The organism is Streptomyces sp. NPDC127177, from assembly GCF_042672475.1.
Taxonomy (GTDB): Bacteria; Actinomycetota; Actinomycetes; order Streptomycetales; family Streptomycetaceae; genus Streptomyces.
Window position 1 is genome coordinate 91,925 of record NZ_JBHXUW010000026.1, and the last position, 11,792, is coordinate 103,716.

Genomic DNA, 11,792 nt, shown 5'->3' on the forward strand with positions numbered 1-11,792 from the left:
CTTCGACGTACGCGAGACCCGTTACGCGGGCTTCTCCTCCAGGCGCGGGAACAGCACCGCGCCCTTCGTCACCGTCGCGCCCGGCCGCAGCCGGCCCCAGTCGGCGGCCTCCCGCACGCGCTGGTCGGACAGCGCGCCCAGGGACTCCTCGGCACCCAGGGACTCCCACAGCTTCTGCGAGGTGTCCGGCATGACGGGGTTCAGCAGGACCGCGACCCCGCGCAGCGCCTCGGCCGCCGTGTAGAGGATCGTCGCGAGACGGGCCCGGCCCTCCGGGGACTCGTCCTTGGCGACCTTCCACGGCTCCTGCTCCGTGATGTAGCCGTTGACCTGCTTCACGAAGTCGAAGATCGCCAGGATGCCGGACTGGAAGTCCAGCTCCTCACCGATCTTCAGGTCGGCCGCGGCGACGGCCTTCGCCAGCCCGTCCCGTACCGCCTGCTCGGCCTCGCCCGCGGCCGTGGCCTCGGGGAGCGCACCGCCGTAGTACTTGCCGACCATGGCCGCGAGGCGCGAGGCCAGGTTGCCGTAGTCGTTGGCGAGCTCGGAGGTGTAGCGGGCGGTGAAGTCCTCCCAGGAGAACGAGCCGTCGCTGCCGAAGGCGATGGCCCGCAGGAAGTACCAGCGGTAGGCGTCCACACCGAAGTGCGACGTCAGGTCCTGCGGCTTGATGCCCGTCAGGTTCGACTTCGACATCTTCTCGCCGCCGACCATCAGCCAGCCGTTGGCGACGACCTTGCCCGGCAGCGGCAGACCCTGGGCCATCAGCATCGCGGGCCAGATCACCGCGTGGAAGCGCAGGATGTCCTTGCCGACCAGGTGCACGTTGGCCGGGAACGTGGAGTCGAACTTCTCCTGGTTGGCGCCGTAGCCGACCGCCGTCGCGTAGTTGAGCAGCGCGTCGACCCACACGTAGATGACGTGCTTCTCGTCCCACGGCACCGGGACGCCCCAGTCGAAGGTCGAGCGCGAGATCGACAGGTCCTGGAGGCCCTGCTTCACGAAGTTCACGACCTCGTTGCGGGCCGACTCGGGCTGGATGAAGCCCGGGTTGGCCGCGTAGAACTCGAGCAGCTTCGGGCCGTACTCGCTGAGCTTGAAGAAGTAGTTCTCCTCCTTGAGGAGCTCCACCGGCTTCTTGTGGATCGGGCACAGCTTCGTGCCGTCCTCGGCCTCGATGAGGTCGCCGGGGAGCTTGTACTCCTCGCAGCCCACGCAGTACGGGCCCTCGTATCCGCCCTTGTAGATCTCGCCCTTGTCGTACAGGTCCTGCACGAACTCCTGCACACGGTCGGTGTGCCGCTTCTCCGTCGTACGGATGAAGTCGTCGTTCGCGATGTCGAGGTGCTCCCAGAGGGGCTTCCAGGACTCCTCGACGAGCTTGTCGCACCACGCCTGGGGCGTGACGTTGTTCGCCTCGGCCGTGCGCATGATCTTCTGACCGTGCTCGTCCGTGCCGGTGAGGTACCACACCTTCTCGCCGCGCTGGCGGTGCCAGCGCGTGAGCACGTCGCCTGCGACGGTCGTGTAGGCGTGGCCCAGGTGAGGAGCGTCGTTGACGTAGTAAATGGGGGTCGAGACGTAGAAGCTCGTCACGTCCTCGCCCCCCTGCTTCTCTGATCCAGTGGCCGCCATGGTCGAAATCCTAACGGCCCGTGGGAGATCCACTCACACCGATAAACACGGGAGCGCACGCGGAGAGCTTTGCGAAACATGCGTTCCGGTAGCAAAGACGCATCCTGGGAGGGAGTGGGCAGGCGTGCACGAGGCAGGGGACATCACGATGCGGGTACTGGTCGCCGAGGACGAGGAGATTCTGGCGGAGCTGGTCGCCACCGGGCTGCGACGGGCCGGCTTCGCCGTCGACACGGTGTACAGCGGTGATGCCGCCCAGGCCTACCTGGGGCTGCACGACTACGACGTCGTCGTCCTGGACCGCGACCTGCCCCGGGTGCACGGCGACGACGTGGCCCGCGGGCTCGTGGCCTCCGGCTCGCGGACCAGGATTCTGATGCTCACCGCCGCCGGGTCCATGGAGGACCGGGTGTCCGGCCTCGACCTCGGCGCCGACGACTACCTGGGCAAGCCGTTCGAGTTCCCCGAACTCGTCTCCCGGGTGCGCGCGCTGCGGCGGCGCAGCGCCCGGCCCGTGCCGCCGCAGCTGGAGCGGTACGGCATCCGGCTCGACACCGTGCGGCGGACCGCGTCCCGGGAGGGGCGGGAGCTGGATCTCTCGCCGAAGGAGTTCACCGTGCTGCAGTTGCTGCTGGAGGCCGACGGCGGGACGGTCAGCGCGGAGGAGCTGCTGGAGCGGGCCTGGGACGCCAACGCCGACCCCTTCACGGGGGCCGTCCGCGTCTGTATGAGCAAGCTGCGCGGCAAACTCGGCGAACCGGCCGTGATCCGGACCGTGCAGGGCGTGGGGTACACCCTGTGAAGCATCCGGCCCGGGTGCCGCACGCCACGATCAGGACCCGGATCGCGCTGGTGTACGGCGGGGTGTTCCTGGTGCTGGGCACGGCCCTCCTCGTCACCGTCAACCTGGCCTCCCGCGCCGGTACGGACTCGCAGGCCCGCTCCATCGCCCGCACGGCGGCGCTCGTCCAGCCCGGTTACGCGGTGAACGGCCCGCTCGTCGCCAGCCGTCGGCTCGGCCCGCCGACCGTCTACGACCTCACCGACCAGGTCGGGGACGCGGCCGGCCATCAGCTCCTCATCTGGTCGGCGGCGGCTCTGCTCGTGATGACGGCCTGCGCGGTGGGCGTCGGGTGGTGGACCGCGGGGCGGGTCCTGCGGCCCGTCCACGCCATGACCGCCAAGGCGCGCCGGCTCTCCGAGCACACACTGCACGAGCGGATCGCCTCCAGCGGCCCCGACGACGAGCTCAAGGAACTCGGCGACACGCTCGACGCGCTGCTCGCCCGGCTGGAGAGGGCCTTCGACAGTCAGCGGCGGTTCATCGCCAACGCCTCGCACGAGCTGAGGACCCCGCTGGCCACCCAGCGGGCGGCGATCCAGGTCGGTCTCGACGACCCGACGCCGGACGATCTCGTGCGGACCCGGCAGACGCTCCTGGACAACAACCGGCGCAGCGAGCGGCTCATCGAGGGGCTGCTGGTGCTGGCGCGCAGCGAGCGAGGGCTCGCGGAGGGCGAGCGGGAGGCCGTGGACCTGGCCCAGGTGGTCGCGGAGGAGGCGGGCCGGCACCCGGGAGTGACGGTCGGGGCCGCTCCGTGCGCGGTGCGGGGGAACCGCATGCTGCTGGCCCAGCTGGTGGGCAATCTGCTGGCCAACGCGGTGACGTACAACGTGCCCGGCGGGACGGTGGAGGTGTCGCTGACCACCGGTGGCGGGGGCGGGACGCTCCGGGTGTGCAACACCGGTCCCGTGGTGGACGGTGCGGACATCCCCGGACTGTTCGAGCCGTTCCGGCGGGGCGAGGGCAAGGACCGGATGGGGCCCGGCTCCGGACTCGGCCTTTCGATCGTACGTTCTATAGCGGTGGCGCACGGCGGTACGGTCACGGCGGTGCCGGGCCCGGAGGGCGGGCTCGCCGTGACCGTACGCCTGCCGGTGGATCAGGCGCGGGCGGCGACCCAGGCGGGCAGCGCGGCCAGCACCTCGCGGTAGAAGGCCGCGTCGGCGACCTCGCGCGGGGCGGGGCCGGCGTGGAAGAAGCCGGCGTTCGGGGCGTCCAGCTTCCGAAGGAAGTCGAAGCCCTTCGAGTCGTGATCGCCGAAGGCGACGAACTGGAAGAACAGCGGCAGCCGTGCCGCCTCGGTCAGCGCCTGGCGGGCGGCCTGCTTGGCGTCCGGCGGGCCGTCCGTCTGGAAGACCACCAGCGCCGGGCCGGTGGCCCCGGACTTCTCGTGCAGCGCGACGACCTCTTCGACGGCCCGGTGGTAGTTCGTCCGGCCGAGCCGGCCGAGGCCCGCGTTCAGCGCGTCGATACGGCCCTCGTGGCCGTCCAGCTCCACGGTGCCGGTGCCGTCGATGTCCGTCGAGAAGAAGACGACCTGGACGCCTCCGCTCTCGTCGAGGTGCGCGGCGAGCGCGAGGGCGCGGTCACCCAGGTGCTGGGCGCTGCCGTCCTTGTAGAACGGCCGCATGGAGCCGGAGCGGTCCAGGACCAGGTAGACGGTGGCCCGCAGCCCGGTCAGCCCGTGCGCCTTCAGCGCGGCCTGGGCGGCCTTGTACGGGGCGACGAGCTCCGGTGCGCGGGACTTGACCCGGGCGAGGGAGAGCGCGGGCCCGCCGTCGGCGGCGGCGGTTGCGGCGGGGCCCGCCGGGGTGGCTTCGGGAGCGGGCTCCGCGGACTCCGCTGCGGTGGGGGCGGGTTCGGGTTCCGGGGTGGGCTCCGGAGCCGCTGCGGCGGCCGGTTCGGGCTCCGGTTCGGGCTCCGCCTCCGGTTCCGGCTCCGGCTCCGGGTTCATGTCGATGGTGATCGGCTCGACGGCGGTCTCGGCGACGACCGGCTCGACGGGGGTCTCCGTGGTGACCGGCTCGGCGGGGGTCTCCGTGGTGACCGGCTCGGCGGGTGCGGGTTCGGCGGCGGAGGTCTCGACCTCGACCTCGACCTCGGCCGTCTCCGGCTTCGTCTCCGCGGCCTTCGTCTCCGCCGGCCTCGTCTCCGCGGTCTTCGCCTTGGGGCCGGAGCCCTGCGACGGAACCGTGGGAGCGGCCTTGGGGGCGGGGGCGGCGGCCTTGTCGAAGGCGGCCGCCACCAGGTCCGTCGCCCGGTCGCCCTCGTCCTTGGCGGACGGGGACGCGGCGGTACGGGACGAGGTGGAGGAGGCCGGGGCGGGTACCGATGCCTTGGCGACCGGGGCGGGTTCGCTCTCCGGCTCGGGCCGGGCAGCCGGTTCGTCCACCGCCACCGACTCCGAGGACCGGGTGCGCTCGGCCTGGGGCGGGACCGTGGCCGTCGTCGGGCCGTCCTGCTCCGTGACGTCACGGCCGAACACCTTGCGCAGCAAGCTCCGAATGCCCATGGGCGAGGCCTTTCGCATGAGTTGGGGGCGATGAATGTCCGTACTGCGGGAATTGATCCCTGGCCAGGGCGGATACGTAAGGTTAGCGGCCGGATCCGGCCGTTCGTTGGCGCGGCCCGCCTGTGGGACAACTGAGCCGAAACCGATCCCCGACCGAGTCCTGTCACCGCACGGTGGTGGTCAGTTGTACGTCATTCACATGTACTTCCGCAGTGCGGTGTTGCCGGGTTGACAGGTTGACGCGGGCGGTCCGGGCGTCGTGCGCGGTCGGCGCAGTAGGGTCGGAAGCATGGTTTCCGGTGAGGCGCCGCAGGCGGCGGGCAGCGTTCGGGTCGACGTCTGGATCTGGTCGGTCCGGCTGACGAAAACACGTGCGCAGGCGGCCGCGGCCTGCCGTGCGGGCCATGTGAAGGTCGCCGGTGAGCGCGCCAAGCCGGCCCAGGCGTTGCGTGTCGGCGACGAGGTGCGCCTGCGGCACGCGGGCCGGGACCGGGTCGTGGTCGTGTCGAAGATCGTGAAGAAGCGGGTCGGTCCCCCGGTCGCGGCGGAGTGCTTCGTCGACAACAGCCCGCCTCCGCCGCCGCGGGAGGCCGCGATTCAGGTGCCGGTGCGGGATCGGGGGGCGGGGCGGCCGACGAAGCGGGACCGGCGGGAGATGGAGCGGTTGCGGGGGGAACCGCCGGTCGAGTGAGAGGCGGTGGCCGGGGCCGAGCGGTCAGGGCTGGGGTGAGGCGATTGCTCTGGCTGCCGCTACCTCCTGGCGCAGTGGGGCCAGTACGCCCTCCTCGTCGCCCGGGAGTTCGGCGCGTACCTCCACCAGGATCTCGCTCGCCCTGATGCCCGCCGCCAGCTCGCGGAGCTGACCCTGCACCTCGGCCACTTCCGCCGGTTCCGGTTCCGCGGCACCGTGGTTGACGCGTACCCGGGCCGCGGTCGTGGCGTCCACGATGCGTTCCACCGCGACGACCAGGGGCCACCAGGCCGCGGCCCGGCGGCCGGTCGGGGGCGGTTCCGTCAGGGCGCGCTGGAACTCGGAGCGCACGGAGGACAGATCGCGGTAGATGCGCCGCCGGGCCCGGACCCGTTCCGCCCGGTCGCCCGGTGCCTCCGGTTCGAAGGCGTACGCCACGTAGTCCGCGATCTCCGACACCGCGTCCGCCAGCCGGTGGCCGATGCGGGTGTGCCAGCTCTCCGGCCACAGCAGGTATCCGGCCACCAGCACGATGCCGCAGCCGATCAGGCTGTCCAGGAAACGTGGCTGGACCAGGTCCACGCCCTGGTGGTTCAGCAGGTCGGACAGGAGCAGGATGACCGGGGTGACGGCCGCCGTCTGGAACGCGTACCCCTTCGCCGTGAACGCCGGGATCAGCGCGGCGAGCAGCATCATCACCGGCACGTCCCACCAGCCGATCGGCACCTCGGTCAGTACCGGCGCCGCGATGACCAGGCCCGCCGCCGTGCCCACCGAACGCAGCACGGCACGGGAGAACACCGAGCCGAAGTCGGGCTTGAGCACGAACGTGACGGTCAGGGCCACCCAGTAGGAGCGCGGCACGTCTATGAGCGAGGTCAGCGACTGGGCCAGTCCGATGCAGAGCGCGAGGCGCAGCCCGTACCGCCACGAGGGCCCGGAGAACAGGACGTTGCGGGTTGCGCGCCGGACCCGCACGCCGAGCGCGGCGGGCCGGCCGAGCCGGTCGTCGACGTTGTACGGGTCGGGTTCGGCCTTGTGGACGACGGCGGCGGCGTGCCGCAGGGCGCTGTCCACCGCCCGGGTGGCGGGTGAGTCCGGTGCGGGCAGCTCGGGTGCGGCGCCACCGGTGCGGCTCTCCTCGATGTCCTCGGCCAGGGCCCGCACCGCGGCCGGGATCTCGTCGGGCAGCCGGAGCCGTCGCACATGCACCGCGGGCGCCGCCTCGACCAGCGGGATCACCACGTTGAGCTGGGAGAGCAACCGCACCATGGTCCCGCTGCGGCCGTGGTAGCGGGCCCGGCGGGCGAGGACCAGGTCGTAGGAGGTGTTGAGCGATTCGGTGACGGCCTGTCGCCGCTCCTCGTACGTCCGGGTGCCGGCGGCGGCGAGCAGATCGGCGACCGCGCAGTACGTCCCCGCGACCGAGACCCGTTCCGGCAGCTTCCGCCGCAACGGCCAGGCGAGCAGGGTCAGGACGAGGACGAACAGCCCGCCGAGCGTCAGCAGCAGCGGCGCCACCCACCAGGGGTTCGGCATCGGAAGTCCGGCGCCCACCACCGAGTTGAGCAGGAACAGCAGCCCCGAAACGGAGGCCACGGCCCCGATCGTCGACATCATTCCGGAGACCAGTCCGACGGCCGTGAGCACGGCGACGGCGCCCCAGCCCGTCCCGTACACCAGCGTGCCGATCATGACGCCGAGGGCGCCGAAGAGCTGCGGTACCGCGATGTTGAGGATGCGCATCCGGTACGCGTCGGCGGTGTCCCCGATCACGCCGGAGAGCGCGCCCATGGAGACGAGCGCCCCGTACACCGGCCGGTCGACGGCGAATCCGACGGCGAGCGGCGCGGCCAGCGCGACGGACGCGCGGACGACGGCGGCCCAGGGGACGGGGGTGGGCTGCGGGCGCAGTCCGTAGCGGAGCCAGACGGGCGGCGTCCCCCGCCGCGGCGCCGCCCGGGGCCCGGTGCCGGCCAATGCGTCCCCCTGTGGTGTTCGGCGGTCAGTTGCGGTAGTCCTCGACCTCGTCGGCCGGGCGCACCCGGGCCTGCTCCGGGTCCTGTCCGAACTCGCTCAGTGCGCGACGCTGCCGCAGCAGGTCCCAGCACTGGTCGAGCCGGACCTCCACCGTACGCAGTCGCGCCTGTTCGTCGGCCGTGAGGCCCGGATCGCGCCCGCTGCGGTCGCGCAGGCTCCGCTCCTCCGCGACGAGTCCGTCGATGCCGCCGATGATGTCCCGCTCCTGGTCGTTCATGGTGTCCTCTCCATCTCTCTGTCGTCGGGTTCTGAGCCGTCCGGTCCGCGGCGCCTGCCGGGTCAGCGGCGGCCGAGGTTGCGCAGCACGATGACGGTCTTGCCACGGGCGCCGCCGGTGCGGTTGCGGTCCAGGGCCTGCGGCGCCTTCTCCAGCGGGAGTTCGGCGTCGATGGGCATGCGCAGCACGCCTTCGGCGGCTCCCGCCGCCAGCACGTCGAGCAGGACGGGGTTCGGGTCGAGCCGGAAGTCGATGCCGCGCACGCCCTCGGGGAGCGTCGCCCCGGCCGCCACCCCGCGGGTGCTGAGCGCCAGGCCGGCCGGTCGTACCGTCGCGGCGTGGGCGGCGAACGCCTCCTGGGTGTCGGAGACCAGGTCGGCCAGTGCGTCGATGCCGTCCGGGCAGACCGCGCGTACCGATTCGGCGGTCGGCCCGAGGGTGGTGTCGATGGTGGCCGCCGCGCCCAACGACCCCATCCTGGAGCGCTCGTCACCGCGCACCGCCGCGACCACCCGGACGTCCCTGGCCTTGGCGAGCTGGGTCAGACAGCTGCCGACACCGCCCGCCGCACCGATGATCAGCAGGCTCTCGTGACCGCGGAGGACGGCCGTCTCCAGGATCTGCGCGGCCGCCATCCCGGCGGACGGCAGCGCGGCCGCGGTCCGGGCGTCGAGTCCGGGCGGGACGAGCGTGATGGCGGCCTCCTGCGGTACGCAGACGAAGTCGCAGTACGTGCCGGCGCCGACCGGGGGCCCGGCCCGGCCGAAGACCCGGTCGCCGACCCGGAAGCGGTTGTCGCCGCTTCCGATCATGTCCACCCGGCCCGCGAAGTCCACGCCGACGACCAGCGGGAAGACGTGCGGGACCTGTCCGTCCAGGGAGCCGTCGGCCGTCTGCCAGTCGTACGGGTTGAGGGCGGCGTACTCGACCCGCACCCGCACCTCGCCGGCCGCCGGTTCCGGCTTGGGGACCTCGACGAGCGCGGGGCCGGTCCGGAATGCGCCGACGGCGATGGCTCGCATACGGAAGACCTCCCAGTCGCCCCCGGCAGTGCCCGCGATCCACTCTTCCCCCGCCCGGCCGTACCCGCACGTCGGCTGCGCGTCACGCGGCGGACGGCGGCGGCAGCACGCGCTGGGCCCAGATCCGGGCCGCCACCGCGCAGACCGCCAGGGCAAGACCCGTACCGAAGACGATCCACACCGTCGTGCGCAGGGATGCCGTCAGCGCGTCGTAGACGGCGGCGGCCCCGTCCCTCTCGGTGCCGGGCACCTCGGCCAGCACCCGGTTGCGGGCGAGGGCGAGCGCCCCGCGCAGCAGCAGCGCGCCGAGCGCGAAGCCGGCCCCGGCGACGGCGGTGGCGGACAGCGCCGCCAGCGCCGAACCCCGGCGTCCCGGCCCGCCCCGCACCCAGGCCAGCACGACGGCCAGCAGGGCGAGGACCAGCGTGCCGACCGCCGGCCAGATGCTCGCGGCCCGCAGCCGGCGGAAGCTCTGCCGCATCTGGTCGGCCCGGTCGGCGGAGATGATCCGGATGTCGGTGTGCTCGACGGGGACGCGGTCGGCGAACGGCACCCCGTTGTCCAGCAGGTTCTGTCTCACCTGCTCCGTCACGGGTGCCAGGTCGATGGTGACGCTCTCGCCGCTGCGGCCGTCCAGGGCGGCGGTGACCGTCTCGTGGGCGGTGCGGTTGGCGGCGTTCCAGGCGGCCCGGAAGGCGTCGGTGGTGGTGAAGGACTCCACGGCCTGGTGCAGGAAGTCGCGCACGGTGTCCTTGAGCGGACCGACGTCGATCTGCTTCATCGCCTCGTCGGTGATCAGATCGGCCACGGTGTTCTGCACGTGGGGATCGGAGGCGAGCGGCGCCACCGCGGCTACGTAGCGGTCCGTGTCGTCGATCTCCAGATCCACCCAGGCGGAGAGCGCGCTCAGCGGCACCAGGACGGCGAGCAGCACCAGCAGTGCCGCCGAGAGCGCCGTCGAGAAGTAGGTCCGCACCACACCAGGGAATCCCGGATGGGCCGCGGGCGCCCGGGCCATGAGCCATTCGAGTTGCCGGGCGGCGCGACCAGGTGTGCTCTGGAGGGAAAGAGGGGGCGACGGAAGGAGCTTCCCGCCATGGCCGCACACGCTTCGGTGCAGGCACGTGGCACGCGCGCGCGTGCCCGGCACCACTCCACCCTCAGCTGGGCCCTGCCCGTCACGCTCGGTGTGATCCTCGGCTGGTACGCGACGTCCATCGTCCGGGGCGGCGGTGTGCTCACCGGCACGCAGCTCGCGCTCGGACTGATCTCCGGCGCGGTTCTCGCCGTCCTCTGCTTCGGCCTGGGCCGGATACAGAAGCGGCTGCCGGCCGAGCTCGCGGCGGCGGCCTACGGAGCCGTGTTCGGCGGATCGATCGGCTTCCTCTACAGCCTCTCCGGCAAGAGCGTGCTCGCGGCCTCGGTGCTGGGCCTGCTGACCGGGGCCGGCATGCTGCTGGCCGCGTACTACGCCTTCCACACCCACGAGGACTGAGGGCGCCGCCCCGTCCCTCCGTGAGCCATCCTTGACCTTCTCCGCGGGGGAAGGCCAACGATCGGCGTACCGGGCGAGCACCGCCCGGTATGAGGAGGCACGAGGTGAAGGACCAGGAGCGGGGGCGGCGGCCCGGAGCGGCGCTGGTGACGATCGGGGCGTTCGCCCGGCTGTCCCGGCTGTCCGCGAAGGCGCTGCGCCGTTACGACGAGCTCGGTCTGCTGGAACCCGTTCTGGTCGACCCGGTGAACGGTTACCGGTACTACGACCCGGCACAGGCACCGACCGCCAGGCTGGTGGCCTGGCTGCGCCGGATCGGCATGCCCCTCGCCCGGATCACGGAGGTGATCGCGCTGGACCCCGGCGCGGCCGCCGCCTCGGTCCGGGCGTACTGGGCGCAGGTCGAGGCCGAGACGGCGGCCCGGCGGGACCTCGCGGCCTTCCTCATCGACCAGCTGTCGACGGAGGAAGCCATGGCTCAGGTGGGAACGCTCGGAATCAGGTACGCGGCGAGCACCGAAACGGGTGCGGTGCGGGAGACCAACCAGGACGCGGTGTACGCCGGTGCCCGGCTGCTCGCGGTCGCCGACGGGTTCGGTGAGCGCGGGGCGGGGGCGAGCGCGGCGGCGATCGAGGCCCTGAAACCGGTGGCGCGGGGCGCGGTACCGGCCGCGGAGCTGCTGAACCTGCTGCACGACGCGGCGGAGCAGGCCGCGCGTGCGGTGCGGGACGCGGTGCTGGGGGAAGCCGGAAGCGGGGCGCCGGAGGAGTCGGGGACCACGCTGACCGCGATGGTGTGGACGGGCTCGCAGCTGGGCCTCGTGCACATCGGGGACTCGCGGGCGTACCTGCTGCGCGGGGGCGAGCTGTTCCGGATCACGCACGACCACAGCCTGGTCCAGTCGATGATCGACGACGGTTCGCTGACCGAGGAGGAGGCGGTCTCGCACCCGCAGCGGGCCATGCTGCTCAAGGTACTGGCCGGCGGTGGTCCGTACGGTTCGGGACCCGATCTGGACGTGCGGGACGCCCGCGAGGGCGACCGCTACCTGCTCTGCTCGGACGGGCTCTCGGCGGTCGTCGAGGGTGCGGAGCTGGGCCGGGCGCTCGCCGCGGCGGACGGCCCCGGCACGGCGGTCGGCGAGCTGCTCGCGCTGGCCGGGGCGGCGGGCGCCCCCGACAACGTGGCCTGCGCGGTGGCGGACGTCGTGGCGCTGTGACGGCACCGGGGCGGGCCCGCACGTTCTCCGCGCGGGCCCGGCCCGGTGGCTGTGACGGGGGCGCGTCCGCTCCGGTGGCTGTGACGGGGTCGCGTCCGCTCCGGTGGCTGTGACGG

At 72.7% G+C, this 11,792-nt stretch carries 11 protein-coding genes; 5 read left to right on the forward strand and 6 right to left on the reverse strand.

Annotation, left to right across the window (positions count from 1 at the left end; all coding sequences use genetic code 11):
• Positions 1 to 21: 21 nt before the first annotated feature.
• The gene (gene metG / locus ACFVJX_RS18150; RefSeq protein WP_384122780.1) at positions 22 to 1,635 is read right to left on the reverse strand and encodes a methionine--tRNA ligase; all 1,614 of its coding nucleotides are present in this window, start codon (positions 1,633 to 1,635) and stop codon (positions 22 to 24) included.
• A 148-nt stretch (positions 1,636 to 1,783) separates the two neighbouring features.
• On the opposite strand from metG, the gene ACFVJX_RS18155 reads away from it, so the two are divergent.
• Both ACFVJX_RS18155 and ACFVJX_RS18160 read left to right on the forward strand, forming a co-directional pair.
• Positions 1,784 to 2,437 (forward strand): response regulator transcription factor, encoded by a 654-nt coding sequence (locus ACFVJX_RS18155; RefSeq protein WP_384123045.1) that lies wholly within the window; start codon positions 1,784 to 1,786, stop codon positions 2,435 to 2,437.
• Entirely contained in the window at positions 2,434 to 3,630 is a 1,197-nt protein-coding gene (locus ACFVJX_RS18160; RefSeq protein ID WP_384122782.1) for a sensor histidine kinase, read from the forward strand. Before ACFVJX_RS18155 ends, ACFVJX_RS18160 begins: the two co-directional genes overlap by 4 nt.
• Here the strand turns inward: ACFVJX_RS18160 and ACFVJX_RS18165 are convergent.
• The gene (locus ACFVJX_RS18165; RefSeq protein ID WP_384122784.1) at positions 3,579 to 4,991 is read right to left on the reverse strand and encodes a VWA domain-containing protein; all 1,413 of its coding nucleotides are present in this window, start codon (positions 4,989 to 4,991) and stop codon (positions 3,579 to 3,581) included. The genes ACFVJX_RS18160 and ACFVJX_RS18165 overlap by 52 nt on opposite strands.
• Positions 4,992 to 5,280: 289 nt before the next feature.
• Here ACFVJX_RS18165 and ACFVJX_RS18170 point away from each other — a divergent pair, with 289 nt between their 5' ends.
• On the forward strand, positions 5,281 to 5,682 hold the full coding sequence (locus ACFVJX_RS18170) for an RNA-binding S4 domain-containing protein (protein ID WP_384122786.1): 402 nt from the start codon (positions 5,281 to 5,283) through the stop codon (positions 5,680 to 5,682).
• Between the two features lie 24 nt (positions 5,683 to 5,706).
• Here ACFVJX_RS18170 and ACFVJX_RS18175 read toward each other — a convergent pair whose 3' ends face one another.
• The 4 genes from ACFVJX_RS18175 to ACFVJX_RS18190 all read right to left on the reverse strand — a co-directional run bounded on the left by ACFVJX_RS18175 (position 5,707) and on the right by ACFVJX_RS18190 (position 9,937).
• On the reverse strand, positions 5,707 to 7,662 hold the full coding sequence (locus ACFVJX_RS18175; protein WP_384122788.1) for an FUSC family protein: 1,956 nt from the start codon (positions 7,660 to 7,662) through the stop codon (positions 5,707 to 5,709).
• Positions 7,663 to 7,687: 25 nt separating this feature from the next.
• A complete protein-coding gene (locus ACFVJX_RS18180; RefSeq protein WP_384122789.1) occupies positions 7,688 to 7,939 on the reverse strand; it encodes a DUF2630 family protein in 252 nt (83 codons plus the stop codon).
• A 62-nt stretch (positions 7,940 to 8,001) separates the two neighbouring features.
• Positions 8,002 to 8,961 (reverse strand): NADP-dependent oxidoreductase, encoded by a 960-nt coding sequence (locus tag ACFVJX_RS18185; RefSeq protein ID WP_384122791.1) that lies wholly within the window; start codon positions 8,959 to 8,961, stop codon positions 8,002 to 8,004.
• An 82-nt stretch (positions 8,962 to 9,043) separates the two neighbouring features.
• On the reverse strand, positions 9,044 to 9,937 hold the full coding sequence (locus ACFVJX_RS18190) for a hypothetical protein (protein ID WP_384122793.1): 894 nt from the start codon (positions 9,935 to 9,937) through the stop codon (positions 9,044 to 9,046).
• A gap of 120 nt (positions 9,938 to 10,057) precedes the next feature.
• On the opposite strand from ACFVJX_RS18190, the gene ACFVJX_RS18195 reads away from it, so the two are divergent.
• Both ACFVJX_RS18195 and ACFVJX_RS18200 read left to right on the forward strand, forming a co-directional pair.
• Positions 10,058 to 10,456 (forward strand): hypothetical protein, encoded by a 399-nt coding sequence (locus tag ACFVJX_RS18195; RefSeq protein ID WP_384122795.1) that lies wholly within the window; start codon positions 10,058 to 10,060, stop codon positions 10,454 to 10,456.
• 89 nt (positions 10,457 to 10,545) lie between these two features.
• Complete coding sequence (locus tag ACFVJX_RS18200) at positions 10,546 to 11,676, forward strand: protein phosphatase 2C domain-containing protein (protein ID WP_384122797.1); 1,131 nt, start codon at positions 10,546 to 10,548, stop codon at positions 11,674 to 11,676.
• Positions 11,677 to 11,792: the final 116 nt, after the last annotated feature.

What these genes read in the sequence shown, in the direction of transcription:
- metG (WP_384122780.1), bottom strand. Translation starts at nt 1,635, where the DNA reads ATGGCGGCCACTGGATCAGAGAAGCAGGGGGGCGAGGACGTGACGAGC.
- ACFVJX_RS18155 (WP_384123045.1), top strand. Translation starts at nt 1,784, where the DNA reads ATGCGGGTACTGGTCGCCGAGGACGAGGAGATTCTGGCGGAGCTGGTC.
- ACFVJX_RS18165 (WP_384122784.1), bottom strand. Translation starts at nt 4,991, where the DNA reads ATGGGCATTCGGAGCTTGCTGCGCAAGGTGTTCGGCCGTGACGTCACG.
- ACFVJX_RS18170 (WP_384122786.1), top strand. Translation starts at nt 5,281, where the DNA reads ATGGTTTCCGGTGAGGCGCCGCAGGCGGCGGGCAGCGTTCGGGTCGAC.
- ACFVJX_RS18180 (WP_384122789.1), bottom strand. Translation starts at nt 7,939, where the DNA reads ATGAACGACCAGGAGCGGGACATCATCGGCGGCATCGACGGACTCGTC.
- ACFVJX_RS18185 (WP_384122791.1), bottom strand. Translation starts at nt 8,961, where the DNA reads ATGCGAGCCATCGCCGTCGGCGCATTCCGGACCGGCCCCGCGCTCGTC.
- ACFVJX_RS18195 (WP_384122795.1), top strand. Translation starts at nt 10,058, where the DNA reads ATGGCCGCACACGCTTCGGTGCAGGCACGTGGCACGCGCGCGCGTGCC.
- ACFVJX_RS18200 (WP_384122797.1), top strand. Translation starts at nt 10,546, where the DNA reads ATGAGGAGGCACGAGGTGAAGGACCAGGAGCGGGGGCGGCGGCCCGGA.